General features: G+C 73.9%; 28 protein-coding genes and 1 tRNA gene. 21 read left to right on the top strand and 8 right to left on the bottom strand.

The annotated features are described in order from the left end of the window. Nucleotides 1–30: 30 nt before the first annotated feature. A tRNA-Lys gene (locus AB0B63_RS11325) sits at nt 31–105 on the bottom strand. A gap of 172 nt (nt 106–277) precedes the next feature. On the opposite strand from AB0B63_RS11325, the gene AB0B63_RS11320 reads away from it, so the two are divergent. Then, nucleotides 278–670, top strand: coding sequence for an SCO5389 family protein (locus AB0B63_RS11320; protein ID WP_208565393.1), 393 nt, complete (start codon nt 278–280; stop codon nt 668–670). A gap of 270 nt (nt 671–940) precedes the next feature. Here AB0B63_RS11320 and AB0B63_RS11315 read toward each other — a convergent pair whose 3' ends face one another. After that, the gene (locus AB0B63_RS11315) at nt 941–1,333 is read right to left on the bottom strand and encodes a transcriptional repressor (RefSeq protein ID WP_208565392.1); all 393 of its coding nucleotides are present in this window, start codon (nt 1,331–1,333) and stop codon (nt 941–943) included. A gap of 309 nt (nt 1,334–1,642) precedes the next feature. Here AB0B63_RS11315 and AB0B63_RS11310 point away from each other — a divergent pair, with 309 nt between their 5' ends. Both AB0B63_RS11310 and AB0B63_RS11305 read left to right on the top strand, forming a co-directional pair. Further along, the gene (locus AB0B63_RS11310) at nt 1,643–2,116 is read left to right on the top strand and encodes an Rrf2 family transcriptional regulator (RefSeq protein ID WP_208565391.1); all 474 of its coding nucleotides are present in this window, start codon (nt 1,643–1,645) and stop codon (nt 2,114–2,116) included. 203 nt (nt 2,117–2,319) lie between these two features. Continuing rightward, nucleotides 2,320–3,558, top strand: a complete 1,239-nt coding sequence (locus AB0B63_RS11305; RefSeq protein WP_208565390.1) for an MFS transporter — start codon at nt 2,320–2,322, stop codon at nt 3,556–3,558. Here AB0B63_RS11305 and AB0B63_RS11300 read toward each other — a convergent pair. Beyond that, nucleotides 3,531–4,313 (bottom strand): SAM-dependent methyltransferase, encoded by a 783-nt coding sequence (locus AB0B63_RS11300; RefSeq protein ID WP_307798957.1) that lies wholly within the window; start codon nt 4,311–4,313, stop codon nt 3,531–3,533. The two genes, AB0B63_RS11305 and AB0B63_RS11300, sit on opposite strands and share 28 nt — an antisense overlap. Before the next feature lie 183 nt (nt 4,314–4,496). Here AB0B63_RS11300 and AB0B63_RS11295 point away from each other — a divergent pair, with 183 nt between their 5' ends. Next, nucleotides 4,497–4,982: a hypothetical protein gene (locus AB0B63_RS11295; protein WP_208565389.1), complete on the top strand. Its 486-nt coding sequence runs from the start codon at nt 4,497–4,499 to the stop codon at nt 4,980–4,982. Here AB0B63_RS11295 and AB0B63_RS11290 read toward each other — a convergent pair. Then, a complete protein-coding gene (locus AB0B63_RS11290) occupies nt 4,947–7,292 on the bottom strand; it encodes a glycosyl hydrolase family 65 protein (RefSeq protein ID WP_357017130.1) in 2,346 nt (781 codons plus the stop codon). The two genes, AB0B63_RS11295 and AB0B63_RS11290, sit on opposite strands and share 36 nt — an antisense overlap. Before the next feature lie 173 nt (nt 7,293–7,465). On the opposite strand from AB0B63_RS11290, the gene AB0B63_RS11285 reads away from it, so the two are divergent. After that, nucleotides 7,466–8,116 carry a phosphatase PAP2 family protein gene (locus tag AB0B63_RS11285; RefSeq protein ID WP_357017000.1) on the top strand — a complete coding sequence of 217 codons (651 nt, stop codon included), beginning with the start codon at nt 7,466–7,468 and terminating at the stop codon, nt 8,114–8,116. A gap of 23 nt (nt 8,117–8,139) precedes the next feature. Here the strand turns inward: AB0B63_RS11285 and AB0B63_RS11280 are convergent, their stop codons facing one another. Next, entirely contained in the window at nt 8,140–8,868 is a 729-nt protein-coding gene (locus AB0B63_RS11280) for an A24 family peptidase (RefSeq protein WP_357016998.1), read from the bottom strand. A 545-nt stretch (nt 8,869–9,413) separates the two neighbouring features. Here AB0B63_RS11280 and AB0B63_RS11275 point away from each other — a divergent pair. From AB0B63_RS11275 to AB0B63_RS11220, 12 genes are all read left to right on the top strand, one after another. Further along, nucleotides 9,414–9,977, top strand: coding sequence for a hypothetical protein (locus tag AB0B63_RS11275; protein WP_357016995.1), 564 nt, complete (start codon nt 9,414–9,416; stop codon nt 9,975–9,977). After that, complete coding sequence (locus AB0B63_RS11270; RefSeq protein ID WP_357016993.1) at nt 9,971–10,891, top strand: hypothetical protein; 921 nt, start codon at nt 9,971–9,973, stop codon at nt 10,889–10,891. Before AB0B63_RS11275 ends, AB0B63_RS11270 begins: the two co-directional genes overlap by 7 nt. Before the next feature lie 172 nt (nt 10,892–11,063). After that, nucleotides 11,064–11,714 carry an SAF domain-containing protein gene (locus tag AB0B63_RS11265; RefSeq protein ID WP_219465618.1) on the top strand — a complete coding sequence of 217 codons (651 nt, stop codon included), beginning with the start codon at nt 11,064–11,066 and terminating at the stop codon, nt 11,712–11,714. Nucleotides 11,715–11,716: 2 nt separating this feature from the next. Then, complete coding sequence (locus AB0B63_RS11260) at nt 11,717–12,520, top strand: ParA family protein (RefSeq protein WP_219465617.1); 804 nt, start codon at nt 11,717–11,719, stop codon at nt 12,518–12,520. Continuing rightward, entirely contained in the window at nt 12,510–14,063 is a 1,554-nt protein-coding gene (locus AB0B63_RS11255) for a CpaF/VirB11 family protein (protein ID WP_357016988.1), read from the top strand. Before AB0B63_RS11260 ends, AB0B63_RS11255 begins: the two co-directional genes overlap by 11 nt. Next, the gene (locus AB0B63_RS11250) at nt 14,060–14,959 is read left to right on the top strand and encodes a type II secretion system F family protein (RefSeq protein ID WP_208565382.1); all 900 of its coding nucleotides are present in this window, start codon (nt 14,060–14,062) and stop codon (nt 14,957–14,959) included. The genes AB0B63_RS11255 and AB0B63_RS11250 overlap by 4 nt, the downstream gene beginning before the upstream one ends. After that, the gene (locus tag AB0B63_RS11245) at nt 14,959–15,819 is read left to right on the top strand and encodes a type II secretion system F family protein (protein WP_357017127.1); all 861 of its coding nucleotides are present in this window, start codon (nt 14,959–14,961) and stop codon (nt 15,817–15,819) included. Before AB0B63_RS11250 ends, AB0B63_RS11245 begins: the two co-directional genes overlap by 1 nt. A gap of 28 nt (nt 15,820–15,847) precedes the next feature. After that, nucleotides 15,848–16,039, top strand: a complete 192-nt coding sequence (locus AB0B63_RS11240) for a hypothetical protein (protein ID WP_208565381.1) — start codon at nt 15,848–15,850, stop codon at nt 16,037–16,039. Beyond that, the gene (locus AB0B63_RS11235) at nt 16,036–16,557 is read left to right on the top strand and encodes a pilus assembly protein (protein WP_307798955.1); all 522 of its coding nucleotides are present in this window, start codon (nt 16,036–16,038) and stop codon (nt 16,555–16,557) included. The genes AB0B63_RS11240 and AB0B63_RS11235 overlap by 4 nt, the downstream gene beginning before the upstream one ends. Before the next feature lie 143 nt (nt 16,558–16,700). Next, nucleotides 16,701–17,171: a TadE/TadG family type IV pilus assembly protein gene (locus tag AB0B63_RS11230; protein WP_357017124.1), complete on the top strand. Its 471-nt coding sequence runs from the start codon at nt 16,701–16,703 to the stop codon at nt 17,169–17,171. A 53-nt stretch (nt 17,172–17,224) separates the two neighbouring features. Continuing rightward, nucleotides 17,225–17,599, top strand: coding sequence for a hypothetical protein (locus AB0B63_RS11225; protein WP_244251708.1), 375 nt, complete (start codon nt 17,225–17,227; stop codon nt 17,597–17,599). Between the two features lie 131 nt (nt 17,600–17,730). After that, nucleotides 17,731–19,053 carry a LysM peptidoglycan-binding domain-containing protein gene (locus AB0B63_RS11220; protein ID WP_357016983.1) on the top strand — a complete coding sequence of 441 codons (1,323 nt, stop codon included), beginning with the start codon at nt 17,731–17,733 and terminating at the stop codon, nt 19,051–19,053. Between the two features lie 397 nt (nt 19,054–19,450). Here the strand turns inward: AB0B63_RS11220 and AB0B63_RS11215 are convergent, their stop codons facing one another. Then, the gene (locus AB0B63_RS11215) at nt 19,451–20,302 is read right to left on the bottom strand and encodes a Rieske 2Fe-2S domain-containing protein (protein ID WP_357016980.1); all 852 of its coding nucleotides are present in this window, start codon (nt 20,300–20,302) and stop codon (nt 19,451–19,453) included. Nucleotides 20,303–20,453: 151 nt separating this feature from the next. Further along, nucleotides 20,454–20,732, bottom strand: a complete 279-nt coding sequence (locus AB0B63_RS11210; protein ID WP_357016977.1) for a flavin reductase — start codon at nt 20,730–20,732, stop codon at nt 20,454–20,456. A gap of 198 nt (nt 20,733–20,930) precedes the next feature. On the opposite strand from AB0B63_RS11210, the gene AB0B63_RS11205 reads away from it, so the two are divergent. From AB0B63_RS11205 to AB0B63_RS11195, 3 genes are all read left to right on the top strand, one after another. Beyond that, complete coding sequence (locus AB0B63_RS11205; protein WP_357016974.1) at nt 20,931–21,698, top strand: helix-turn-helix transcriptional regulator; 768 nt, start codon at nt 20,931–20,933, stop codon at nt 21,696–21,698. Beyond that, the gene (locus tag AB0B63_RS11200; RefSeq protein WP_357016971.1) at nt 21,689–21,880 is read left to right on the top strand and encodes a DUF397 domain-containing protein; all 192 of its coding nucleotides are present in this window, start codon (nt 21,689–21,691) and stop codon (nt 21,878–21,880) included. Before AB0B63_RS11205 ends, AB0B63_RS11200 begins: the two co-directional genes overlap by 10 nt. Nucleotides 21,881–22,361: 481 nt before the next feature. Next, entirely contained in the window at nt 22,362–23,117 is a 756-nt protein-coding gene (locus AB0B63_RS11195) for a crotonase/enoyl-CoA hydratase family protein (protein ID WP_357016968.1), read from the top strand. A gap of 269 nt (nt 23,118–23,386) precedes the next feature. On the opposite strand, the gene AB0B63_RS11190 is transcribed toward AB0B63_RS11195, so the two are convergent. Next, nucleotides 23,387–24,874, bottom strand: a complete 1,488-nt coding sequence (locus AB0B63_RS11190; protein ID WP_357016965.1) for an FAD-dependent oxidoreductase — start codon at nt 24,872–24,874, stop codon at nt 23,387–23,389. 215 nt (nt 24,875–25,089) lie between these two features. Here AB0B63_RS11190 and AB0B63_RS11185 point away from each other — a divergent pair, with 215 nt between their 5' ends. After that, a complete protein-coding gene (locus AB0B63_RS11185) occupies nt 25,090–25,884 on the top strand; it encodes a hypothetical protein (RefSeq protein WP_357016962.1) in 795 nt (264 codons plus the stop codon). Nucleotides 25,885–25,907 lie beyond the last annotated feature (23 nt).

Raw genomic sequence — 25,907 nt, 5'->3', positions numbered from 1 at the left:
CAGGCATTTCCGCAGCTCGGCTGCGATTGCTGGTGGGCCGCCTGGGACTCGAACCCAGAACCTAAGGATTAAAAGTCCTCAGCTCTGCCATTGAGCTAACGGCCCGCTGAGCCACAGGTTACCCGACCACGCCCGCCGGGTCGGGTCCACCTGAGACCCACCCTCCGCTGCGTGCGCACCGTCGGGAGTGTCGGTGTTTGACGCGGGCGGAGTGACGTGGTGTGCTCACGGGGTTAGCGCTAACGACAATCGTTATCATTATCAGTTGAGGAGGATCATGTCTCTCACCGTGTCACCCGCCCTGCTGGAAGCCGCCGAAGCGGGCCCGGTCGACGACCGGGACTTCGTCGCCTGCGTTCGGGAATCCCTGCCGTACGCCTGGCAGACCGTGAGCCGGGTCGTCGCCGACCTGGAGTCGTCGGGCGCGGAGCGGGCGGACAACTCCGTACCCCCGCCCGGCGAGGCGGAGCGGGGGCAGTTGCTGCGCGCACTGGCCAGCGACGCCATCCGCGCCAGCCTGGAGCGCCACTTCGGCGTGAAGCTGGCGTTCCAGAACTGCCACCGGGTCGCCGCGTTCCGCCCCGCGGCGGTGGACTCGGAGCCCTACCGCCGCTTCATCTCCACCCGTGGTCAGCTCCTGAACCAGTCACCCGAGCTGCGCAACTGCTGACCGCACCGGTGTGCCGGACCGGAGGACGCCACTGCGGTCCGGCACACCGGACGGCACCGCACACGCGGCAACCCGAGCGGGGCCGGGCAGCGGGGACGCAGGCGACCACCCGAACGGTGCCCGACAACCGGATACGGGCGACAACCCGAGCGGGTGCCGGACGAGCGGACGCGGGTGACAACCGGACGGTGCCCGACGGTCGGACACGGGCGGCGGCCCGCCGACGACGGGGGTCCGGTTATCGCCGGGGGCGGTGCGGTGTGCTGCGGGTCAACGGGCGCACTGCGCGCAGGTGCCGAAGATCTCGAAGGTGTGCCCGACCTCGGTGAAGCCGTGCTGGGCGGCGACCTGGTCGGCCCACCGTTCGACCGCCGGCCCGGCCACCTCCACCGTGCTGCCGCACCGGCGGCAGACCAGGTGGTGATGGTGCCGGCTCTGGCTGCACCGGCGGAACAGCTGTTCACCGCCGGGCAGCCGGGTGGAGTCGATCTCCTGGGCGTCGACGAGCAGTTGCAGGGTGCGGTAGACCGTGGTCAGGCCCACCCGCGCCTTGCGGGCCACCAGCATCTGGTGCAGTTGCTGCGCGGTGTGGAAACCGTCGACCTCACGCAGCAACGCCAGCACCTCGCCGCGCTGACGCGTGTTCCGGGTCACGTTCGGCATCGCCTGGGTCACCGTACCGCCGTCTCCGCTCGTCGCCCCGACCCCCGACCGGCGGCCGTCGCTGCCCCTCGCCTCCACCGGACAGCGCGGAGACCGTAACCATTATGCGCTGCGCATATGAGCACGCCACGGCCCGTGTCCACGCCCACGGCGACCGCCCCACCCGGCACCGGCACGCGCGACGGCCGTGACCGGGGTTCCGGCCGGCCGACCGCCCTGGTCCCGCACCGGACCCGGCGCGCGGGGTAACCGGCCGTCGGTGTCGCCCCCCGCCGCATAATCAGGACAGCTAATATCCTGGTTATGCGGATGAGCGAGCAGGTCGAGTGGGGGTTGCACTGCTGCCTCACGCTCGCCTGGATCGGCGACGAACACCCGATGCCCGCCGCCCGGCTCGCCGACTGGTTCGAGCTGCCCCCGGCGTACCTCACCAAGTGCCTCCAGGCCCTGACCCGGGCCGGCATCCTCCAGTCCGTACCCGGCGCGCGCGGCGGGTTCCGACTCGCCCGCCGACCGGCGGACGTGACGGTGATGGACGTGCTGGTGGCGGTCGACGGACCCGACAACCCGTTCCGGTGCACCGAGATCCGCCAGCGGGGCGCGGGGGTGGACCCCTCCGCGCCGGAGTTCCGCACCCCGTGTGCCATCAGCACCGTGATGCACCGCGCCGACCTGGCCTGGCGTCGCGAGCTGGCCAGCCACACCCTGGCCGACCTGCTCGAATCCGCTCCGGCGGGCGCAGCCGAGCGCACCCGTCGCCGTTACGCGCAACTGCGCGGCTGACGCCCGCCCGCGACCTCCGCGACCCCCGACCCACGGTCGCACCGACCGGTGGCGCACCCCGCCACCACCCGCAGGCCCACCCGCGCCCGACCGGCGACCCCGGCCGGCGCACCCGCCGGCCCCGACGACCGTCCACCCCCGAGTCCCCGTGCCCGGCACGGCCCGCCGTGCCGCCGCACGCCGTCCCGCCAACCGGAGACCTCATGTCCCACCCGCACACCCGTACCGGCCCGGGGCCGGCCACCACCGCCGGACCCGGGCGCGGCCTACGGTTCACCCTGATCCTCGCCGCCGGCACCTTCGCCGTCGGCACCGACGCGTTCGTCGTCGCCGGGCTGCTGCCCGACATGGCCGCCGCACTGCGGACCACCACCACCGCCGCCGGGCAGTCGGTGACGGTGTTCGCGATCTCCTACGCGATCCTCGCCCCACTGCTGTCCACGCTGGCCGCCCGGCTGCCACGCCGTCGCCTGCTCGTCGCCGCGCTGCTGGTGCTCGCCGCCGGAAACCTCGTCGCGGCGGCTGCCGAGACGCTGCCGGTGCTGCTCCTCGGCCGGATCGTCGCCGCCGCCGGCGCCGCCGCGTACACCCCCAACGCCGGTGCCGTGGGCGCCTCGCTGGTGCCGCCCGCGCAACGGGGCCGGGCCCTGGCCGTGGTGATCGGCGGGCTCACCGTCGCCACCGCGCTGGGCGTGCCGCTCGGCGGGCTGACCGGGCGGTGGCTCGGCTGGCGGGCCGCCCTCGTCGCGGTCGCCCTGCTGGCGCTCGCCGTCGCGGCGGCCGTCCGGCTGGCCATGCCCGCGCTGCCCGGCGGCCCGGCGGTCCCGTTGCGCGCCCGGCTGACGGCGCTGCGCCGACCGGCCGTGCTCGCCGTCCTGCCGCTCACCGTGATCGGGATGGCCGCCTGCTACACCGTGTACGCCTTCGCGGTGCCGACCCTCGGCGCGCTCGACGTCGACGCGTACCAGGTCAACCTGATGTTGCTGCTCTACGGCGTGGGGGCGGTCGTCGGCAACGTCGCCGCCGGGTACGCCACCGACCGGTGGGGTGCGGTGCCGGTGCTGGCGACGGGCTATGCCGCGCTGGCCGTCGCGCTGGGCGTGCTCGGTGCGCTCAGCACCGCCGGGTCCGCCCCGACGGTGCTGGTGGCGCTGCTGGTCGGCGCGTGGGGCGCGGCGAGCTGGTGTCAGACCCCGGCACAGCAGCACCGGTTGATCGCCGCCGCGCCGCAGCAGGCCCCCCTGGTGGTGTCGCTGAACTCGTCCGCCATCTATCTCGGGATCGGCCTGGGCACCGCCGTCGGCGGCGCGACGCTGCCCTCCGGCGTGCCCACCATGTACGCCCTCGGCGCGGCCGGTGCCGTGGTCGCCCTGCTGGTGCTCCACCTCGGACAGCGGATCACCCGGCGCGACGGTCAGCGGCGCAGGCCCATCCCCGCGTAGCCGTGGGAGATCCGTTCCCGGGGTTCCCCGTCGGGCCGCCACTCGGCCACCCGGACCAGCCCCGGATCGACCAGGTCGTACCCGTCGAGGAAACGCAGCACGTCGGCGTGCGGGCGGGGCACCAGCGGGGCACTGCTGCGCTGGTAGACCGCCTGCCCCTGCCGGGTGGGCAGCGGCGGGGCACCGTCGGTGGTGAGGTGGGACACGACCAGCGGGCTGCCGGGAACCGTCGCCTCCCGCAGCCGGACGACGGCGTCCCACGGCTGCTCGGCGTCGGTGACGAAGTGCAGCACCGCCACCAGCAGCACGGCCACCGGGCGACCGAAGTCGATCGCCGCCCGCACGTCGGGGTGGGCCAGCAACTCGTCCGGCCGGCGCAGGTCGCCCCGGACCACGCTGGTCCGCCCGTCGGCCGGCAGCAGCCGCCGGGCGTGGGTGACGGCGACGTCGTCGTAGTCGACGTAGACCACAGTCGATTCGGGGGCGACCCGGCGGACGATCTCGTGCACGTTGCCCTGGGTGGGCAGCCCGGCACCGATGTCGAGGAACTGGCGTACGCCCAGCTCGGCGGCGTGCCGCACGGCCCGGCGCAGGAAGTGCCGGTTGGCCTGCGCGGCGATCCCGGTGTCCGGGAAGATCCGCAGGATCTGCTCGGCGGCGGCCCGGTCGGCGGCGAAGTTGTGGCACCCGCCGAGGTAGTAGTCGTACATCCGGGCCACGTTCGGCCCCATCTCGGCGTCGGTCGGCGCGGTCACCGGCCCTCCCTTTCCCCTCACGTCGCTGCGGGACGACCCACCGCCGGGCGGCGGGCACGTCGCGACCTGATGTCTAGCACCCCGGGCGACGACATGTTGACCCGCCGTGTCGGCGAGCCGGCAGCACGGGACCGCCCCGGGCCGGTATGACGGTGACACCGACTGTCGGCGAGGAGGCATCCGATGAACACTGACCGGGAGACCGTGGAGGTGGACCCGGCCCTGTTCCGGGCCGTGTACGACTCACCCGCCTCGCTGCCGGGGCGGCACCGCTGGACCACCCCGGAACACGACGTACGCCGGTTGGAGAAGCTGCTCGGGATGCCGGCGCAGAGCATCGGCGCACCCCTGTGGGTCAGCGGCGACGAACCGGACTGCCCCAAGTGCGGACGCCGGACCACCTGGCTGGACATCGTCGCCTCGGCCCTCAAGGGGGTGCACGACCCGCTGATGATCGCCACGGTGATCCTCGGTGACCGCCGCTACGTCAACACCGAGGTGCCGGACGCGATCGCCGGGGTGCACTGCCTCGACTGCCACACCCCGATCACCGGCCTGCGCAGCTTCAAGTGCCACAACTGGGCGTACGCCTTCGAGGAGCTGGCGGTGGTGCGGGAGCGGATGCGGGGCGGGTCAGGCCCGGCGGGCCGGCCGCCGGCCGTGCGGTGACGGCGGTTCCGGCCCCGGGTCGGGCACCTGCGGCAGGGGCCGGGTGACCGCCGCGGCGCCGGTGACCGTCACCGGCTCCCCGGCGTGCCGCAGGTCGACCGTCGTCTCCGGGTCGGCGTCGGGCAGCTCGTAGCGGGCCCCGTCGCGGGTCAGGGTGACCCGTAGCCGGTGCCCGTGCCAGCGCAGGTGGAAGGCGAGCCGGTCGATCCGGGCCGGCAGCCGGGGGTCGAACGAGAGCACCCCGGTGTCGTCGCGCAACCCGCCGAAGCCCTCCACCACCGCCGTCCACGCCCCGGCCAGGGCCGCCAGGTGCAGCCCGTCGCCGGTCTTGTCGCCGAGGTCGGCGAGGTCGTGCAGGGCCGCCTCGGCGAACAGGTCGTACGCCAGGTCGAGGTGACCCAGTTCGGCGGCGAGCACCGCCTGGGAGCCGGCGGACAGCGACGAGTCGCGGACGGTGCGGGCCTGGTAGTAGGCGAAGTTGCGGGCCTTCTCCTCGGCGGTGAACTCCCCCGGGAAGCGTTGCATGGCGAGCACCAGGTCGGCCTGCTTGACCACCTGCCGCCGGTACAGCTCCAGGTAGGGGTAGTGCAGCAGCAGCGGGTAGTCGTCGTCGGTCATCGCCGCGAAGTCCCACTCGGGTTGCTCGGTGAAGCCCGCCGCCTGCTGGTGCACCCCGCGCTTGCGGTCGTAGGGCAGGTGCACCGCGTCGGCGGCGGCCCGCCAGCCGGCGATCTCCGCCGGGTCGACACCGAGCGCGGTGGCCCGCTCCGGGTGCCGGCCGGCGGCGTCGGCGGCGCCCCGCAGGTTGCGCCGGACCATCAGGTTGGTGAAGACGTTGTCGTCGACCAGGGCGGCGTACTCGTCGGGGCCGGTGATCCCGGTGACGTGGAACGCGCCGTCGTCGGACCAGTGGCCGTAGCCGGCCCACAGCCGGGCCGTCTCCACCAGCAGTTCCAGCCCGGTGTCGGCGAGGAACTCCTGGTCCCCGGTGACCGTGACGTAGCGCAGCACCGCGTCGGCGATGTCGGCGTTGACGTGCAGGGCGGCGGTGCCGGCCGGCCAGTAGCCGGAGCACTCCCGGCCGCCGATGGTGCGCCACGGGAAGGTGGCCCCGGTGAGCCGCAGCTCGGCGGCCCGGCCCCGGGCCTGCGGCAGGTGGTCGTGCCGCCAGCGCAGCGCCCCCCGGGCCACCCCGGGCAGCAGGTACGTCAGCACCGGCAGCACGTAGCTCTCGGTGTCCCACAGCACGTGCCCGTCGTAGCCGTTGCCGGTGAGTCCCTTCGCCGCGATGGTCCGGTCGCCGTCGACCCGGCCCGCCTGGAGCAGGTGGAACACGGAGAACCGGACGGCCTGCTGGAGTTCCGGGTCGCCGTCGATCTCCACGTCGGCGGTGCGCCACCGCTCGTCGAGGGTGGCCCGCTGGTCGGCCAGGAGCGCGTCGAACCCGTGCCGGTGGGCGGCGTCGGCCTCGGCGGTGACCAGGTCGGCCAGCTCGTCGGGGGTGCCGCCGTCGACCGGGGTGCACTCGTACGCGGCGTACTTGGTCAGTCGGAGCCGCTGCCCGGGGACGAGCCGCCCTTCGAGGGTCGTGCGCAGCCGGTCCGGGGTGTGGTCGTCGCCGTCGGTGAACCCCGCCGGCACGTCCGTCTCGTGGGTCACCGCGACGGCGACCCGTTGGGCGCTGCGGTCGGTGCGGTGCACCAGCACGCCCCGGTGGCCGTCGGGGCGGTGCAGCTCGGCGTCGAGCGGGTCGGGCACGATCGAGGCGGCCCGGGGGTCGTCGGCCCGTTCGGGCACCGGCTCGTTGGCGAGCACGTCCGAGCAGACCCGGATCTCGACCGGCCGGTCGTCGAGCGGTTCGACCTGGTAGTCGACGGCGGCGACGGCGTGCCGGGGCAGGGAGACCAGCCGGGTGCTGCGGACGCGTACCCCGTGCCCGGCCGGTGAGATCCACTCGGTGTGTCGGCGTACCACGCCGGCCCGCAGGTCGAGGGTGCGCTCGTGGGCGCGGACGGTCCCGGTGCGCAGGTCGAGGGGTTCGCCGGCCACCCAGAGCCGGATCAGGGCGGCGTTGGGCGCGCTGATCACGGTGTCGCTCTCCTGCGGGAAGGCGTACCCGTCCTCGGGGTAGCTCTGTCGCCGCCGTTCGTGGAACCCGTTGAGGTAGCTGCCCGGCATGCCGTAGGGCTGGCCCTCGTCGAGGGTGCCCCGCCAGCCCACCCAGCCGTTGGACAGGGCGAAGACCGACTCGGTCTCGCTGAGTCGGTCCAGGTCGGTGGCGGTCCGCCGGATCTGCCAGGTCTCGTCCATCTGCACGGTGGGGAGGTACCCGGCGGCGGTGGGCGGCCAATCGCGGGGGCGCTGTGAACTCGCTGTGACGCGGGCGGCGAACCGCCGTCGCATCCCGCAGCATGTAACGGTTCCACCGGTTTCCTCCACCTCGGTGGTACTGAAAGCGGTATGACACTTTAGTGAGGTGAGTGATGGAAAAGACTTTTACCGCAGACATTCCTGACATCAGCGAGCAGTGGTACCGCGACGTCGTCGACGTGGCCGACTCCGCCCCGACCCCGGTGCAGTGGTTCGCGGTGCACTTCACCGAGGGGGTGATCCTGCTGCTCGGCCTGCTGCTGGTGGCGGTCGCCGTGTCCCGGCTGCGCCACGCCGACCCGTGGGGCCGGGCCCTGGCGCTGGTCGCGCCGGCCGCCGTCGTCCTGGCGTACGGGTGCAGCGAGGTGCTCAAGTCACTGGTGGACGAGGACCGGCCCTGCCGGGGTGCGGTGGCCATCCTGGCCGGGCAGTGCCCGCCGGTGGGCGACTGGTCGTTCCCGAGCAACCACGCCACCATCGCCGGGGCGCTGGCCACCGCAGTGCTGCTGCTGTCCCCCCGGTGGGGTCTGCTCGCCGTGCCGCTGGCCCTGCTCGCCGCGCTCTCCCGGGTGTTCGTCGGCGTGCACTACCCGCACGACGTCCTCGCCGGCCTGCTCCTCGGCGTGGCGGTGACCCTGCTGCTCGCCCCGTTGACGGCCCGCGCCGTCGCCGGGACGCTGCGCCGTCGTGGCGTCCCGGCCGGGCGGGAACCGGTCCCCACCGCCCCCGGGCCCGCCGCTGAGCGGGATCGGGCCGGCCACTGAGCGGGGTCAGCGGCCGGGTCTGCTCAGCCGGTCAGCAGGAGGGCGGCGCAGGTGCCGGCGACCAGGAACGGGCCGAAGGGTAGGTGGCTGGACCAGCCGATCCGACGACTCGCCAACAGCGCCACGCTGACCAGTGCCGACAGCAGGAACGTCAGCACCAGGCCGGTCACCAGCAGGCCCCAGCCCTGCCAACCGAGCAGTGCCCCCACCCCCAGCGCCAGCTTGGCGTCGCCGAGCCCGAAGCCGCGCCGGCCGAGCAGCAGCGTGGTGGTGGCGAAGGCCAGACCGAGCGCCGCGCCGGCCGCCATCGCGCGCAGCCACGGCCCGGCACCCGCCCCGGTCAGCGCGGCCACCCCGAGCAACGCCCAGGTGCCGACGGCGGCGGGCCAGGTGAGCCGGTCCGGCAGCCGGTGCACCGCCAGGTCCACCAGGACCAGCGGGATCGCCCAGCCGAGCCACCAGGCCAGCGCGGCCCGCTCGGCCAGCGGACCGTCGACCAGCACCAGCACCGCCACGGCCGCCAGCAACAGCGCCTCGACCGCGAGCGGCGTCGCGCCGATCCGCCCCCGGCAGGCCGGGCAGCGGGCCACCGGCCCGAGCGCCGGCAGCGGCCGGTCCAGCCCGATCGGGGCGCCGCAGCCGTCGCACCCGGCCCGTTCCACCACCCCCGGGGGTACGGCGTACCGGGCGACCGCGAGCCGCAGGACCGGTACGACCGCCAGGACCCCCGCCAGCCGCCGCAGAAAAAACACGGAGGGTGACTTCCCGTCCGGGCCGACGTAACGGTCCGGTATCAGCTCGCCGGCGGCGGTGGAGCCGGGAACCGCCCTCGCCCGTCCGGACGGTTGGGCGGTGGTGGCCGTGACGGCCGGGGAACGGATCGGACCGGCCGCCTCGACCCACCCCAAATCCCCCGGTGGCGCGGACGGTTCGACGGCCGGGCCGGGCCGGTCGACGGGCACCGGCCCTCGTTCGGCCGGCACCGGTCGCCCCGGCCGGCCCCCCTGGACATCGCCCACGTGTCGTCACTCCTGCCCATCACCGAGAGTGCGCAGTTGAATTGCCTCTGTTGCATCGGCGCACGTCAGCCTATGCTCGCCCCTTGGGTGGGACGCAACCCCGCGCAGCCGCGTCACCGCCCACACCGGACACGACGCTCCACAGTTGGCAGAAGATCCGCACAGGTAAATGCGACAGCACCCGGACATGTCCGATCGACATCATCCCGGCGTACCGCCGCATGCCCGGAGGCCGCCACGACCGCCGCCGCCGGGTGATACCGAGGAGGGGCACGGCAATGCGTACTCGGCATTCCCGCCGCTGGACCACCTGCCTGGTCGTCGCCGTGGTGGCCGGCTCCGCCGCCGGCTGCGGCGACTCACCGGAGACGACCACCGCGCCCGCACCCCGGCCCGCGAGCGACATCCGCCAGCCGACCGAGGCGGAACGGGCCGCCGAGCGGGCCGCGCTGGCGGCGTACGCCGGCTATCTCGACGCCTCCCGTGAGGCGAGCCGGGACAGCGACCCCCGCCACCCGAAGCTGACCCGGTTCCTGGCCGACCCGCTGCTCACCCGGGTCCGGGTCGCCATCGACGACACCCGCCGGCACGGCGCGGTACGCACCGGGACGCTCAAGTCCGCACCCACCGTCACCTCCGTCAGCCTGGACGGCGACCCACCGACCGTGGAGATCCAGGACTGCCTGGACGCCACCGGCTACCGGCTGGTCTATGTCAAGGACAAGCGGGTGGTGCCAGGTTCCGGCGGAAGCCGGCACCTGGCGACCGCCACCGCGACCCGCTACCCGGACGGCCGGTGGCTGATCAGCGCCGGCGCGGCACACGAGGACCAGCCATGTTGACACGGAGCACCGAACGTCTCCCCATCCGTCGGGTGCTGGCCGGCCTGCTGGTGGCCGTGCTCGCGGCCGGGTTCGCCGCGCCGGCCCGGGCGCAGGCCGCCGGCCCGGGGGTGGAGTGCCCGCCGGGGCAGAACGACTGCAGTGTCTGGGACGACGAGCCGGGCACCCCCGGTGATCCCGGCGGCGGCGACGGACCGGGCGGCCCGAACAGCCCCGGCGCCACCCCGAAATGCCAGTGGAACGGCAAGCCGCTGCCCTGCTACAACCCGTTGCTCGGCTGGTTCGACAACGCCAGCGGCTGCTACTACAAGGTGGCCGAGCCGCAGCCCGACGCTGCCGATGGCAAGGTGTGGTACGTCCGGACCTGCAACGGCGGGGACCTGGGCGACCAGTCGATGGTGCTGCTCGACGGGCCGCCGCCCGGGTTCGGCACCCCGCCCGACCCGGAGGAGCTGGCCCGCCGGGCGCTCGCCTCGATCAGCCTGCTGCCGCCCCGGGCCTCGGTGGCGCCCCGGCGCAGCGTCGGCCCCGGCCTGGTCGGCCTGCCGGTCTGGATGTGGGCCAGCCCCGGCCAGAACTACTTCGGCCCGCTCACCGCCTCGGCCAGCGACCGGGGGCTGACCGTCACCATCACCGCCAAGGTCCAACGGACCGTGTGGACCATGGGCAACGGCAAGAAGGTCACCTGCACCGGCCCGGGCACGCCCTACAAGACGACCGGCCCGAACGCCGGCAAGAAGTCGCCCACCTGCGGATACGACGGCTACCCCAAGGCCAACAACTACCGGGTCAGCGCCACCACCTTCTGGAACGTGCACTGGGTCGGCGGTGGCCGCAGCGGTGACATCGCGCAGACCCGCACCAGCGGCGTCGTCGAGATCCAGATCAAGGAACTCCAGGTGGTGACCCGATGAGCGCCCACCGCTCGATCCTGCGAGCCCCGCAGCCACGAACGGAGAGTTGTCCGGTGAGCGCGAGGAGTGAGCCGATCTTGCGAGCCCCGCAGCCACGAACGGAGAGTGGTCCGGTGAGCGCGAGGAGTGAGCCGGTTTTGCGAGCCCCGCAGTCGCGAACGGAGATGTCCCAGTGAGTCTGGCCACCCGTAACAGCGGTCCGGTGGACGCGCCGGTCGCCCCACCCAAGGTGGTCCGGCAGCGCCGTACCCGGCCCGGTCTGCTCGGGCTCGCCGTGCTGCTGATCGCGTTGGGTGGGCTCGGCGCGGCCTTCGCGGTCACCTCGGTGCGGGCCACCGGCAGCTACCTGGCGGTCGCCCGCCCGGTCGAGGTGGGCCGCATCCTGACCGCCGACGACCTGGTCAGTGTGCAGGTCTCCGGGGGCGCGGGGCTGTCCCCGGTGCCGGCGAAGAAGCGGGACGAGGTGGTCGGCAAGCGGGCCGCCGTGTCCCTGGTCCCCGGCTCGCTGCTCACCATGGCCCAGCTCACCGACGCCCCGCTGCTCGGCCAGGGGCAGCAGCAGATCGCGTTGGGCCTCGAACCGAGCAAGGTGCCGGCCCGCAAACTGCACCCCGGTGACAAGGTGCTGCTGGTCAGCACCCCGGACGAGGATGCCGACAACCAGCCGTCGGCCACCCGGTTCACCGCCACGGTGATCGACGCCGTCGTCCCCGAGAACGACGACGTGGTGATCTATCTGGCACTCGCCGTACGCGACGTCCCGGCGGTGGTGGTGCTGGCCGCGCAGGACCGGATCGCCCTCGTGCTGACCGAGGCGGCCTGACCATGGCCATCATCGCGCTGGTCTCCGCGAAGGGCTCGCCCGGCGTCACCACCACGGCGCTGGCCTGCACCCTGAGCTGGCACCGGCGGCTGGTGCTCGCCGAGTGCGACCCGGCCGGCGGCTCGGTGCTCGCCGGCTACCTGGGCGGTGCCCTCGACGGGCCACGCGGCATCGGTGAGCTGGCCGTGGGCGAGCTGCGCGACGGCAGCCTGGAGTCGACGTTCTGGTCCCAACTGGTCGACCTGGACGCGCCGAGGCGGGAACGGCTGCTGCTGCCCGGTGTGGTCGATCCGGCGCAGGCCGGCAGCGTCGCCCCGCTGTGGCAACGGTTCGCCGACTACTTCCACACCCTGGAGAAGGGCCGGCCCGGTTACGACGTGATCGTCGACTGCGGACGCCTGCAGGTCTTCGGGCCGCCGTGGCCGCTGCTGCGCGCCGCCGACGTGGTGCTGCTGGTGACCCGGGCGCAGCTGCCCGGCCTCTCCGGCACCCGGTCGATGATCCGGGCGATCGAACGGGACTTCACCAACCACCGGGTGCCCCCCGGCACGCTGCGACTGGTGGTGGTCGGCGACGGGCACGGCACCGGCGAGATCGGCAAGGCCCTGGGGGTGCCGGTGATCGCCCGGTTGCCGCAGGACCCGCGTACCGCGCAGGCGCTCAGCTTCGGCGGCACGATCCGCGCCGGACGGCCGCTGATGCGCGCGGCGGCCGCGTTGGAGACCCCGGTGCGGGAGCTGCTGGAGCAGCGGCGGGCCCGGTTGGCCTGGCCGACCCCGGCGCAGGGGGTGCCGGATGCGGTTTGAGCCGGTCTCCCACGACCCCCGCACCCCGCCGCCCGGGGTCACCTCCACCATGCCGCCGCTGGCCCCGGTGAACGGCCGGCACCACGCCACCGCCCCGGCGACGCCACCGGCCGCCGCACCGCCGGCACCCGCGCCGACCGCGCCACCCCGGCCGAAGGTGGACTTCGCGGTGGTCCGCGAGCTGCGCCGGGAGCTGAGCGAACGACTCACCCAGTGGCAGCGCGGCCGGGAGTTCGACGCCGACGCCGAGGAGGTCGAGCGGGCCCGGCTCGCCGTGGCCGTGGTCTCCGGCTACGCCGACGCGGTACGCCGGGCCGGCACCCCGCTCAGCGCCGACGAGGAACGGACCCTGCTCGACCAGGTGACCGCCGAGCTGGTCGGGCTGGGCCGGCTACAGACCCTGCTGGTCGACGACACCATCGAGGAGGTGCACATCCTCGGCTGCGACCAGGTGCGCATCACCCGCCACGGCGGCGGCGTCGACTGGGGTGAGCCGATCGCCGACAGCGACGACGAGCTGGTGGAGATCCTCCAGGCGGCGGCCCGGCGGGCCGGGGCCACCGAACGGTCGTTGTCCACCTCGAAGCCGACGCTTGACCTGCAACTGCCCGACGGCAGCCGGTTGGCGGCGGTGTTCCTGGTCAGCCACCGCCCCTACGCGGTGATCCGCAAGCACAACACGTTGGACGTCAGCCTCGACGACCTGGCCGGCAGCCGCCCCGACCTGGACGAGATGATCGACCCGCTGCTGCGTGACTTCCTGCGGGCGTCCATGCGGGCCGGGTTGAACATCATGGTCGCCGGGCTGGCCGGGGCCGGCAAGACCACGGTCATCCGGGCGCTGATGGACGAGATCCCGCCCGACGAACCGTACGTGCTGCTGGAGGAGAGCCGGGAACTGCTGCCGGCCCGACGCGGCGAAAAGCACCGGGCGGTGATGAGCTTCGAATCCCGGGAGGGGCACGGCGAACGTGGCCTGGACGGTCGACCGGCCGGTGAGGTGAGCATCGCCGACCTGATCCCGGTGTCGCTGCGGATGGGCGTACTGCGGATCATCGTCGGCGAGGTCCGGTCCCGGGAGATCGTGCCGATGCTCCAGGCGATGACCACCAGCCGGGGATCGATGTGCACCATCCACGCCCGTACCCCGGGCGGGGTGAGCGAGCGGATCATCGAGCTGGCGCTGGCGCACGGCCGGGAGATGACCGTCGACCAGGCCCGCCGGATGGCCGGCAACGCCCTCGACCTGATCGTCTACGTCACCGTCGAGGACGAGACCGCGATCGGCGGACGCAAGCACCGGTTCGTCTCCCACGTCGAGGAGGTGATCGGCGTCGGCGACGCCAACCGGATCACCACCACCACCGTGTTCGGGCCCGGCCCGGACGGTCGGGCCATCCCCCGCCACCTGCCGGAACGGGTTCGCGGCCAGCTGCTGCGGGTCGGCTACGACGCCCGGCTGCTGTCCCGTTTCATCGAGGCCGGGGCGGGCGCGTGGCGTCGCCCCCGGCACAGCCGCCTCGCCCCGGTGGTGCGCCGATGAGCACCATCGAACTGCTCGCCGTGGTCTCCGGGGCGGCCTGTGTCGGCGGAATGGTGCTGGCCGTGGTGGCGTTGTTCGGCACCACCAAGCCCACCCGCCCGACCCGCACCTCGACCACCGGGCTGCGTCGGCTCTGGCTCGGTTCGGGCACCAACCGGCGGGACCAGCGGGCCCACCAGATGACGCTCGGTGCGGCGGCGGTGGCGGGGGCACTGGCGTTCCTGCTGACCGGGCTTCCGGTGGTGGGGCTGATCGTGGCGGTGGCGGTGCCGGGGGTGCCCTGGTTGTTCGCGGTGGGCCGGGCCGAGGAACGGGCCATCACCCGGATCGAGGCCGTCGGCGAGTGGACCCGCCGACTCAAGGACGTCTCCAACACCGGGCAGGGCCTCCAGCAGGCGATCATCGTCACCATCGCCACCGTCCCGGACCAGATCCAGGAGGAGGTACGGCTGCTCGCCGCCCGTCTCCAGGCCGGTTGGACGGCCCGGTCCGCCCTGCTGGCGTTCGCCGACGAGATCGGTGACCCGGTCTGCGACCAGGTGGTCGCCGCGCTGATCCTGCACCTGACCGACCGGGGGGAACGCCTCGGCGACGTCCTCGGCTCCATCGCGTCGGCCGCCTCCGCCGAGGTCGCCACCCGGCGCGAGGTGGAGGCCAAACGCACCCAGCCCCGGTTCGCGGTCCGCTTCCTCACCGGGATGACCCTGGCCGTGCTGGCGTACGGGCTGGTCAACACCGAGTACGTCCGGCCGTACGGGACGTTGTTCGGTCAGGTGCTGATGGCGGTGCTCGCGACGGCGTTCATCGCCCTGCTGGTGTGGGTGCGCGCGATGAGCCAGCCCCCACCGCCGCCCCGGTTCCTGCCCCGACCCGACCCGGCGGAGCTGGTCGCATGATGCTCAACTGGCAGCTCACCATCGCGGTGCTCGGCGGGGCCGCCATCGGACTCGGCGTGTTCCTGCTGGTCCGGGAGGCGTTGCCGGCCTCCCCGGCGCTCGGCCCGGCGCTGCGTCGACTGCACCAACCGGCGGGCACCGCCGTCGCCGCCGGACATGGGCCGGACTGGCTGGGGGGCGTCGCCCGTTGGCTGCGCCCGCCGCACCGCCAGCTCGCCCTGCTCGACCAGACCCCCGAGCAGTACACCATGTCGATCCTGCTCTCCGCCCTGGTCGGGTTGGCCACCCCGACGGTGGCGGGGGCCCTGCTCTTCCTCGCCGGGGTGAGCATCCCGGTGGCCGTACCGGTGCTGGGCAGTCTGGGGTTGGCGCTGGTCTGCGCACTGCTCGCGCACCACACGGTGCTGGCCAAGGCGGACACCGCCCGGGACGAGTTCCGCGCGGCGGTCTGCACCTACCTGGATCTGGTGGCGCTGCAGCTGTCGGCGGCGCACGGCCCGGTGCAGTCGCTGGAACGCGCGGCGGCGGTCTGCGACGGCTGGGTCTTCGCCCGCATCAGGGAGTCGCTGCGGATCGCCCAGATGCAGATGCACTCGCCCTGGGACGAGTTGCAGGCGCTGGCCGAGAAGATCGGCATCCCGGAGCTGGGTGACGTCGGGGCGATCATGCGGTCCTCCGGCAGCGAGGGTGCCCAGGTGCACGAGACGCTGCGCAGCCGCGCCGAGTCGCTCCGGGACCAGATCCGCACCGACAACCTGGCCCGCGCCGAGGGCGTCACCAGTCGGCTGGACATTCCCGGCTCGCTGCTGGTCTTCGTGCTGCTGGCCTTCGTCCTCTATCCGTTCATCGCCCGCCTCTGAGTAACCCACCTCCCCAAGGAGTCCCGCCATGCACCTCGTCACCTTCCTCTACGCGGCCACCGTGGCCCGCCTGGCCGAGCTACGCCGCGAGGCGGAGCGGGGCGACAGCCCGGTCCCGACCGCCGTGATCATCGCCGGCCTGGTGGTGGCCGGGGTCGCAGTCACCGGCATCGTCCTGACCAAGGCCACCGACTGGATGAACAGCATCGACAACCCGTGACCAGTCTCCCCCTGACCGGCTCGCGCCGGGACCGGACGGCCCCCACCGCCAGGTCCCGGTGCGCACCCCCGTGCGCGTCCACGGCCGGGCGGGACGCCCCGACCGGGCTCCGCGCCGTAGGCCGGGCCGCCCACCGCAGGCTCACCGCCGGGGGTACGGACCGGGGGGCCAACCCCGTGGAGCTGGCCGTGGTGATGCCGGCGGTGCTGGTGCTGCTCTTCAGCTCCGTCCAGATCGCCGCCTGGTTCGTGGCCCGGTCGACGGCGATGCACGCCGCCCAGAGCGGGGTGAACGCGCAACGGGTCCTCGACGCGCCGGCCGGGGCGGGTGAGGCCCGCGCCAAACACTTCCTGGGTGCCGCCGGGGACTGGCTGGTCGGCGCGAAGACCACCTGCGCCGCCACCGCCACCGAGGTGACCTGCACGGTCACCGGGAAGTCCCTGAGCGTCATCCCGGCCGTCCGGTTCGATGTCCGGCAGACCGCCCACGGCACGGCCGAACGGTGGACCAACCCGTGACCGCCCACCCGCCCCGGCGTACCTGGCGCGAGCTGCTGACCCGGTCCGCCCGACGACGTGTCCGGGGCGACCGGGTCGTGGTCCACGCCCCGCGATCCGGCAGCCCCGACGAGGTGGTCGGGTGTCACCCGGGCCACGTGTCGGTGAATCGGGCGGCGGAGCGTACCCGGGGATCGGTGTCGGTGGAGGTGGCGGTGCTGACCCCGGCGTTCCTGGCGCTGCTGATGCTGGCCGGGGTGGCCGGCCGGGTTGCCGTGGCCGACGAGGCGGTGGAGGCGGCGGCGCACGACGCCGCGCGGGCCGCCTCGATCGCCCGCGACGCCGGCACGGCGGAGAGCGCCGCCCGGACGGCCGCCCGCCGGCAGCTCGACTGGCGTGGCCTCAACTGTACGAGCGCACCCCAGGTCACGGTCTGGGGCTCGACGCGCAACTCCGACCACACCTCGGTGGGCACGGCGTTCCGGCGGCCGCTCGGCGAGCCGGTGAGCATCTGGGTCCGGGTGAGCTGCACGGTCTCCTTCGCCGGCATGCGCTTCCCCGGGCTGCCGATGCGTGACCGGCGGGTCGAGGCGACCTTCGCCTCCCCCCTGGACCGTTACCGGACCCGGCAGTGACCGCGCGTCCGACCGGCGACGAGGGCCGGATCAGCCTCTTCCTCGCCGTCACCATGATCGGTGTGCTGGCGATCATCGGCGTCGCGTACGACGGCGCGGGTCAGCTGCGTACCCTGCAACGCGCCGACGACCTGGCCGCCGAGGCGGCCCGCAGCGGCGGGCAGGTGATCGACCGGGCCGCCGCGATCGAGGGCCGGCCCAAGGTGATCGACGAGCCGGGTGCCCGCGCGGCCGTCACCCAGTACCTGCGGGGCAACTCCGACGTGACCAGCCAGCAGGTCAGCTTCCCGGTGGTGGCCGGCGAGAAACAGATCCGGGTACGCGTCACCGTCGTCTACCGCCGGCACATGCTCGGCCTGATCGGCATGGACCGCACCGTCACCGTCGTCGGCGAGGCGACCGCCCGCACCCTCACCGACCGACCATGAGCCCGTCGACCTGGCGGATTCCGTCCGTTGCGCACCCAGACCGTAGGCCCGCTCACCGGGGTCCCGCACCGAGACCGTAGGCCCACCCATCCGGTGTCCCCGCACCGGCAGACCGTAGGAAGGAGGGCAGCATGGCCACACCGCGTGGTTCCACTGCCCGACGTACCGGGCAGTTGCTCACCGGCTTCGGGTCGCTGGTGGTGCTGGTGGCGTTGCTGGTCGGCGCCCCGATCGCCCTGCTCGCCTTCGCCGGCAACCCGCTGCCGGACCACCTGCCCACCCTCACCGAGGTCGGCTCCGTGCTGACCAGCCGGGACGACGGCCAGCTCTTCATCCGGGCACTGGCGCTGGTCGGCTGGTTCGGCTGGGCGACGTTCGCCTTCTCGGTGCTGGTGGAGATGGGTGCCCAGATCACCCGCCGGCAGACGCCCCGGCTGCCCGGGATGAGCCGGCAGCAGCGGGCGGCAGCAGCCCTGCTGGGCTCGGTCGCCCTGATCCTCGCGGCCAGCCCGGCGGCGAGCGCGGCCGTGACGTTGGCCCAGCCGCTCCCGGCCGCCGCCGGCACCGGCGTGGCGACCACCCTGGACACCTCCCGTACCGGGCTCGGTGCCGCCCCCAGCGCCGGCCTCGGTGCCAGCGCCGGTGTCACCCACGGCGCGGTCCCCGGTTCCGGCCTCGGTCCCGTCCCCCGGACCGGCGTCGAGGACGGGAAGTCGACGGCGAAGCCGATGTACCGGGTGGCCCGGGGCGACTACCTGGGAGAGGTCGCGGAACGCTACCTGGACGACTTCGACCGCTATCCCGAAGTGGCCCGGCTCAACGACCTGCGCGACGCCGACCGGATCCGGCCGGGTCAGCTCATCAAACTCCCCGCCGAGGCCGACGACACCGGTGCCCGCCGGCACGCCAGCGGCCACCTGGTCCCCAACACGCCCCGCAAACCGTCCCCGCGCCCGCCGGTCACCACGCCGGGCGGCCAGGCCGACCCGCAACACCAGGGTGCCCCCGGCTCACCGGCCACCCCGGGCAAGCCGACCGGACCCGCCGCCTCGAAGCCGACCGGTCCGGCCACCCCGAAGCCGGGGAAGATCGGGCCGGCCACGCCGCAGACGGCCACCCCGCAGACCGCCCAACCGCCCGCCGAGCGACCGGTCGGCGTGCCACCGGCGATGGCCGCCGGGGCGTCCCGGGCCACCCCGGCCGACGCGATCAACCGGCCGCTGGCCGTGTCGGCGGTACTGGCGGTGGCGAGCATCGTCGGCGCGCAGATCGGTGCGGTGCTCGGCCTGCGCCGCCGCCCCGTCCGGGTGACCGCCGGCCGCACCTCGGCCGCCCGGATCGCCGCCGCCCGCATGTCCACCACCCGCACCGCCGGCCGCACCCCGGGCCGCTCGATGGGCAGCCGCGCCTCCGCCGCCCGAGACCTGGTAACCGGCCGCCACCGCCGCGACTGACCCCCGCCCCCACCCACCCACCCCACCCCACCCGGCCTCGCCCACCCGGCCCCACCCGGCCTCGCCCACCCGGCCCCACCCGGCCTCGCCCACCCGGCCCCACCCGGCCTCGCCCACCCGGCCTCGCCCGGCTGGTCTCGCCCCGTTGATCAAGAGGTTTACGTCAATTTGGAGATCAACTTTGACCTAAACCTCTTGATCAACGGGGGGATTTGACGCAAACCTCTTGATCAACGGGGATGTTGGGCCTCAGTCGCTTGATCAACGGGGCGGGGGGAGAGACGGGGTAGGTGGGTTGGAGGGATGGGGTTAGGTCTTGTCGCTCCGCTGCGCGAAGGGGCCCTGGTCTGGAGGAAGGAAGGGGCCCTGGTCTGGAGGAAGTAGGTGTACTTCCGGGTTAGGGGAGGCGGGTTTGGAGGGTGCCGTCGACCACGCGGGTGGGGAGGGTCTGCTGGTCGGTGGCGGAGGGACCGTGGACGACCTCGCCGCCGTCGAGGCGGAACGCCGAGCCGTGCCAGGGGCAGACCACGCAGGCGTGCCCGTCGATCTCCTGCACCTCGCCCTCACCGAGCGGACCGCTCTGGTGCGGGCAGCGCTCCAGCAGGACGGTGACCTCGTCGCCGTGCCGGTAGAGGATGACCGAGACGTCGTCCACCTCGCGGGTCACCAGCTTCCGCTGCGGCAGCGCGGCCAGCTCGGCCACCGGATGCCAACCGTCGCTCATCCGGTGCAGCTCCGAGACGCTCTGACTGACCTGCGCGCCCTGCTTGTACGCCAGGTGCCCACCGAGGTACGCCCCGGCGCTCGCCGCACCCAGCCCCAGGTAGGCCAGCGCCCGGCCGACGCCGTGCCGACCGGTCAACCGGGCGGCGAGGGAGCCGGCGTACAGGGTGAGGCCGACGGTGTTGGCGGCGGCGTGGACGAGTCCCACCCGCCGCTGGTCCCGGGAGAGTTCCGCCCAGTCGTTGAGTCCGGCCACGGCGGCGGGTAGCGCGCTCACGGTGCCCAGCGCGACCAGTGTGGTGGCCGCTCGACGTTGGCCGGGAAGCAGGTCGACCACTGCCGCGCTGATCCAGGCCCCCACCGGCACCTGCACCATCGCGGGGTGCAGCGGATGGCCCAGGAAGACGCCGTGCAGCAGGTCACGCACCCGCTGTGGGCGCAGGGCCGCCTGGACGGCACGCTGCAACCGGTCGCCGGCCTGGTCCAACGCGGCGGCCTGTTCGAGTTTCGTCATCAACGCTCGCACGTTCTCCGACTTCCCGGCTGACCGGGCCGCAAACCGGGCGGCCGGGACGAATCTGCCCTTTGCCCTGATCAACGCCGTGCCGGGACGCGGATACCGACCGGCCGCGGCATCCCGCCCACCAGCGCCCCGGTGGGCGGCCCGCCGGCCGGGGTCAGGGGCTGGTGTCCGACCCGCGCGCTCGGGCCCACCCGAGGAAACGACCCATCAGATTCTCGGGTACGACGTTCCCGTTGAGCTGGGACAGTTGCGTACCCGCCTCGGCCATCAGGGTGCTCAGGTAGACGAGCAGGCCGGTGCGGTCCTCGCGGTACTCCACCAGCAGGGCGAGCCGGGCCGGCTGACACGGCCACTCCGCACCGCAGCCCCGACACCGCCACAGTGGACGCATCGGCAGGTGTGGTCGGGTGTGGTGCAGGGAGCGGTGTCGCACTGTGGTTCTCCTTCCGGGTGGATCGGGGCCGCCCCACCCGTCCTCGGCGGGGCGGCCCCGGGCTGGACGTCGACCGCCGGGTTCCTTCGCCTCCACCGGTCGCGCCGCCCTCCAGCAGATCGTGCCTCGGTGTGGTCAGACAGATACACCGCGTAGGCGTATGGTGACCAGAAATTCGAGACGTCCGATGGAGGAGTCGTGAACGATGCGCTGCGCGCGGCACTCAACGAAACCGGCTACACCACCGAATCCCTCGCCGAGCGCGTGGGTGTCGATCCCAAGACGGTGGGCCGCTGGCTGAGTGAAGGGCGGATCCCGCATGCCCGGCACCGGGTGGCCGCAGCGGAGGCACTGCGGCGGGACATCGTAGACATTTGGCCGGACACTTCAAGACGTCGTGAGCCGGTGTGGTTCCGTCCCTGGCAGGAGATCGAACGCGATGCCCTGTCGCTGCGCTCGTTCGAGTCCGCCGTGGTCCCCGGCCTGCTCCAGACGGAGGCGTACGCCCGAGCCGTCCTGCTCGGTGCGGGCACGCTGCCCCGGGGTGACGTCGACCGGCACCTCGCGGCCCGGCTCGCCCGCCAGTCCATCCTGAAGCGTGACGATCCGCCGCAGCTCACGGCGGTGCTCGACGAGACGGTCCTGCGCCGGCCGGTCGGCGGCCGACGGACCATGCACGAGCAGCTGCTCACCCTCGCCACGGCCTGCGAACAGCCGCACGTCCGGGTGCACGTCGTGCCGGCCACCGTCGGCGAGTACGCCGGCCTGAACGGTCCCTTCGTGATCGCGACGAACCCGGATCACCGGGTGGCCGGCTATCTCGACAACCAACTCCAGGGGCAGGTGATTAGCGATCTCGATGACCTCGCGGCCATGATGACAGCGTGGGAGAACGTGCGCGGCGAGGCGTTGTCCCACTGGCAGTCCGTCGATCTGATCACGAAGGTGGCCCAGACATGGAACTGAACCACGCACGTTGGCGCAAGAGCACCCGCAGCAGCGGAAACGGCGGAAACTGCGTCGAGGTGGCCGGCAACCTGCCCGGGATGATCGCCGTCCGCGACTCCAAGGACCCCGACGGCCCCACCCTGACCTTCACCCCCGCCGCCTGGCAGACCTTCCTCACCCGGATCACCGACCGCCGCTGACCCCCGCCCGCGCCCGCGTGACACCGGGCCGCACCGGCCGACCACGCCCCGGCACCACCCGCCCACGCAGATCCCCGCCATTGTCGCGCCGATGGCGCCGCCCAAGCCCCAAGGGACCCCGCCCCAGCGCAACCCGCAAGCCCCGCACAGCAGGCAGGGCCTGCGGGCAGACGGGGCGGGCGGGCAGGCGGGGCGGGCGGGCAGGCGGGGCGGGGAGCGCACCCGCAGGCCCCGCGCAACAGGCAGGGCCTGCGGGCGGGCGGGGCGGGCGGGGAGCGCACCCGCAAGCCCCGCACAACAAACAGGGCCTGCGGGTGTAGGCAAGGACAGGCGGGGTGGCAACCGCAAGCCCCGCGCAACGGGCAGCGCCTGCGGACAGGCGGGATGAGCGGGGAGCGCACCCGCAAGCCCCGCGCAACCGGCGGGGCCTGCGGGCGCAGGCGGGGTGGCCGGGCGGGGGTGGGCGGGGGATGCTGGGGGGATGGCGGTGCATGTTGCCCGGAACAGGGCGGTGACCACGGTGATCCTCGACCGGGCGGCGTCGCGCAACGCCGTTGACGGGCCGACCGCGCGGGCGCTCGCCGACGCGTTCCGCGCGTTCGAGGCCGACCCGGAGGCCCGGGTCGCGGTGCTGTGGGGCGCGGGCGGCACGTTCTGCTCGGGTGCCGACCTCAAGGCCATCGGCACGCCGAGCGGCAACCGGGTCGAGCCCGACGGCGACGGCCCGATGGGTCCGACCCGGATGGCACTGTCCAAGCCGGTCGTCGCGGCGATCTCCGGGTACGCGGTGGCCGGCGGCCTGGAGCTGGCGCTCTGGTGCGATCTGCGGGTCGCCGAGTCGGACGCGGTGCTCGGGGTGTCCTGCCGACGCTGGGGAGTGCCGCTGATCGACGGCGGCACGGTACGACTGCCCCGGCTGATCGGCCAGAGCCGGGCGATGGACCTGATCCTCACCGGCCGCCCGGTGCCCGCCGACGAGGCGTACGCGATGGGGCTGGTCAACCGGGTGGTCGCGCCGGGTGAGGCGCGGACGGCGGCCGAGCGGCTGGCCGCCGAGATCGCCCGGCATCCGCAGACCTGCCTGCGCAACGACCGGGCTTCGGTGCTGGCCGGTGCCGGCCGGCCCGAGCCGGAGGCGTTCGCCACCGAGTTCGCCTACGGCATCGACTCGTTGGCGGCGGACGCCACCGCCGGCGCGGCCCGGTTCGCCGCCGGTGCCGGCCGGCACGGACAGTAATTCCGGCCCGGCCGGCGCGAACCGGGAACCCCACCTGGCCGGTGCGAACCGGGAACCCAACCCGGCCCGGGGCACGAACCGGGAACCCCACCCGGCGGCGCGAACCGCGCACCACGCCCGGCCGGCACGAACCGCGCACCCCGCCCGGCCGGCATGAACCGGGAACCCGGCCCGGCCGGCGCGGATCGGGAACCTGGCCCGGTCTGCTCCGAGGCCGGACCGGACCGGCCGACGCGGCGGTTGCGCCGCGCCGGGCCGGTGCGCCGGGCTCAGCTCAGGTCGTTCAGGGCGCTCTGGATGGCCCGGTGGAACGTCGGGTACGCATAGATCATGTGCCTCAGCTGGCTGACCGGGACGGCCGCGTGCACCGCCACGACCAGCGCCGACAGCACCTCACCCCCGGCCGGGCCGACCGACGTCGCACCGATCAGCACCCCCTGGTCGGCGTCGGCGATCACCTTGATGAAGCCGCCCGGTTCGCCACCGTGGATCCAGCCCCGGGTGGACGACGACAGCTCGGTGAAGCCGACCTGCACGTTGATGCCCCGCTCGCGGGCCTGCCGTTCGGTGAGCCCGACCGCGCCCACCTCCGGGTCGGTGAAGGTGACCCGGGGCAGCGCCCGGTAGTCGGCGCGGGGGACGGTGCCGGCGGCGCCGCTCGGGCCGGCCGCGCCCATCGAACCCCCGACGGCGCTGGCCGCGCCCATCGCACCGCCCACCACGCTGGCGGTGCCGCTGGCGTCGGGGCCGCCCTCGGCCCGCCGGGCGCGGTCGAGCACGTCGGCGACCACGATCGACGCCTGGTACATGGCGATGTGGGTGAACGCGCCCTCGCCGGTCACGTCGCCGACCGCCCAGATCCCGTCGGTGACGTGCATCCGGTCGTCCACCGGCAGGTAGCGCTGGGTGGCGTCCACCCCGACGGTGTCCAACCCCAACTCGTCCAGGTGGGCCCGGCGACCGGTCACCACCAGCAGCTTCTCGGCGCTGAACGACCGGTCACCGGCGGCGTACACGGTGAAGGTGTCGTCGTCGTGGCCGACCCGTTCGATCTTGACCTCGGTGGCGATCTCCACCCCGTCGGCACGCAACGCGGCGGCGGCCACCTCGGACGACTCCGGCTCTTCGAGGGCGAGCACCCGGCCGGACGCCTCCAGCACGGTCACCCCGACCCCGAACCGGGCGAAGACCTGCGCCAGCTCCAGCCCGATCGCCCCACCCCCGATGATCAGCAGGGTCGCCGGCAGCTCCGCCACCTCGATCGCCTGGTGGTTCGTCCAGTACGGGGTGCCCGCCAGCCCGTCGATCGGCGGGATCGACGGGCGGGTACCGGTGCCGAGGACGATCCCCCGCCGGGCCTGGAACACCTGGTCACCGACCCGGACCCGGCCGGGACCGTCGAGTCGGCCGCTGCCGCGCAGGAACCGCCCGCCCTTGCCGGTGAACCGGTCCACCGCGGCCCGGTCGTTCCAGGTGTCGGTGGCCTCCTCCCGGATGCGTTTCGCCACCGGCGCCCAGTCGGCCCGGACCTGCGCCGACCCGGCCAGCCCGTCGACCCGTCGCGCCTCGGCCAGGGCGTTCGCCGCCCGGATCATCATCTTGCTGGGGATGCACCCCCAGTACGGGCACTCCCCGCCGACCAGGTCCCGTTCGACGCCGACGACGCTGAGGCCGGCCTCGGCGAGTCGCCCGGCCACCTCCTCGCCGCCCACGCCGAGCCCGACCACGACCACGTCCACCAGTTCCGGCTCTGCCATCCCGCCAGCATTCCGCACGGCCCCGCCCCCGACCACCGGTCCGCCCCGGAATTCCCGCGCCGGTGAGCCGACGAAGCACCGCGTACCGCCGCGCTCGGCACCCGCCCCGGCACCATGCACCCCCTCCGGTATCCCGGTGGTGACGGAAAGACGACCGGCGGCTGACGGCGTGAGCACTGTCATCGATCGCGCACCATGCGTACGCTTTCTTCCTCGTGGAACACGACGCTCCTGCCGCCGGTCACTCCCCGGGAACGCCCGAGCCCGCCCGGTCCCCCGACCGGTCCAGCCTGGCCGCCAACCTGATCACCGCCGCTGCCGGGCTCGTCGGTCTGGTGCAGGTGCTACGGGCCGATCCGTGGTGGCCGCTGTGGGTCCTGACCGCCGCGCTCGCCCTGATCGGGCTGCTGGCGTACCGGCTGCGGCAGCGCCGCTGGCTGGCGGCGTCCGTCAGTCTCGGGCTGCTGCTGGTCCTCGCCGGGGGTGGCGTCCTGCTGGCGGTCACCCGCCCCGACCACCGGGCCGCCACCGCCGGGTCGACAACGGCCGCCCCGGCAGCCGGCCCGACCACCACCACACCGACCACGACCGCGCCAGCCGCCGCCACACCGGCCGCCACCGCGCCGGCCTCGCCCGCCACTGTCCTCTTCAGCGACGTGGTGCAACTCGGCAAGAAGACCGGGGTGGAGCTGGACCGGGGCCGGGCCGAACGCCGCAACACCCAGGACGCCGACGTCGACGTCTATCTGGACTGGGGCTACATCCTCTACTCCAGCGCCCGGCACAGCGCGATGTACGACGACAGCAACAAGGGGCCGGAGCAGGACGCCGACGCGCGTTGCCGCGACTACCGGGAGGCCGGGCAGCAGAGCTTCGCGCACCACTACATCGGCGGCGGCAACCAGCAGTACTGCTTCACCACCTCGGAGGGGCACCCCGGCTGGTTGCAGGCGGTAAACACGCTGGACGACGGCGGTCTGATCATCAAGGTCACCGTGTGGCGCGGGTGACGGTGGGCCGGGCCGCCGGACGG

It is taken from the genome of Micromonospora sp. NPDC049081 (assembly GCF_040648835.1).
Classification (GTDB): Bacteria; Actinomycetota; Actinomycetes; order Mycobacteriales; family Micromonosporaceae; genus Micromonospora; species Micromonospora antibiotica.
The sequence above is the reverse complement of the archived record's forward strand: the minus strand, read 5'-3'. Positions and strand labels throughout refer to the sequence as shown.

Coding starts and splice junctions, on each gene's coding strand:
- AB0B63_RS11315 (WP_208565392.1), bottom strand. CDS start 1,333: ATGCCGAACGTGACCCGGAACACGCGTCAGCGCGGCGAGGTGCTGGCG.
- AB0B63_RS11195 (WP_357016968.1), top strand. CDS start 22,362: ATGGCGGTGCATGTTGCCCGGAACAGGGCGGTGACCACGGTGATCCTC.
- AB0B63_RS11255 (WP_357016988.1), top strand. CDS start 12,510: ATGCGGTTTGAGCCGGTCTCCCACGACCCCCGCACCCCGCCGCCCGGG.
- AB0B63_RS11260 (WP_219465617.1), top strand. CDS start 11,717: ATGGCCATCATCGCGCTGGTCTCCGCGAAGGGCTCGCCCGGCGTCACC.
- AB0B63_RS11305 (WP_208565390.1), top strand. CDS start 2,320: ATGTCCCACCCGCACACCCGTACCGGCCCGGGGCCGGCCACCACCGCC.
- AB0B63_RS11320 (WP_208565393.1), top strand. CDS start 278: ATGTCTCTCACCGTGTCACCCGCCCTGCTGGAAGCCGCCGAAGCGGGC.
- AB0B63_RS11190 (WP_357016965.1), bottom strand. CDS start 24,874: ATGGCAGAGCCGGAACTGGTGGACGTGGTCGTGGTCGGGCTCGGCGTG.
- AB0B63_RS11290 (WP_357017130.1), bottom strand. CDS start 7,292: ATGGACGAGACCTGGCAGATCCGGCGGACCGCCACCGACCTGGACCGA.
- AB0B63_RS11250 (WP_208565382.1), top strand. CDS start 14,060: ATGAGCACCATCGAACTGCTCGCCGTGGTCTCCGGGGCGGCCTGTGTC.
- AB0B63_RS11310 (WP_208565391.1), top strand. CDS start 1,643: ATGAGCGAGCAGGTCGAGTGGGGGTTGCACTGCTGCCTCACGCTCGCC.
- AB0B63_RS11225 (WP_244251708.1), top strand. CDS start 17,225: ATGATCGGTGTGCTGGCGATCATCGGCGTCGCGTACGACGGCGCGGGT.
- AB0B63_RS11200 (WP_357016971.1), top strand. CDS start 21,689: ATGGAACTGAACCACGCACGTTGGCGCAAGAGCACCCGCAGCAGCGGA.
- AB0B63_RS11245 (WP_357017127.1), top strand. CDS start 14,959: ATGCTCAACTGGCAGCTCACCATCGCGGTGCTCGGCGGGGCCGCCATC.
- AB0B63_RS11220 (WP_357016983.1), top strand. CDS start 17,731: ATGGCCACACCGCGTGGTTCCACTGCCCGACGTACCGGGCAGTTGCTC.
- AB0B63_RS11240 (WP_208565381.1), top strand. CDS start 15,848: ATGCACCTCGTCACCTTCCTCTACGCGGCCACCGTGGCCCGCCTGGCC.
- AB0B63_RS11285 (WP_357017000.1), top strand. CDS start 7,466: ATGGAAAAGACTTTTACCGCAGACATTCCTGACATCAGCGAGCAGTGG.
- AB0B63_RS11275 (WP_357016995.1), top strand. CDS start 9,414: ATGCGTACTCGGCATTCCCGCCGCTGGACCACCTGCCTGGTCGTCGCC.
- AB0B63_RS11270 (WP_357016993.1), top strand. CDS start 9,971: ATGTTGACACGGAGCACCGAACGTCTCCCCATCCGTCGGGTGCTGGCC.
- AB0B63_RS11295 (WP_208565389.1), top strand. CDS start 4,497: ATGAACACTGACCGGGAGACCGTGGAGGTGGACCCGGCCCTGTTCCGG.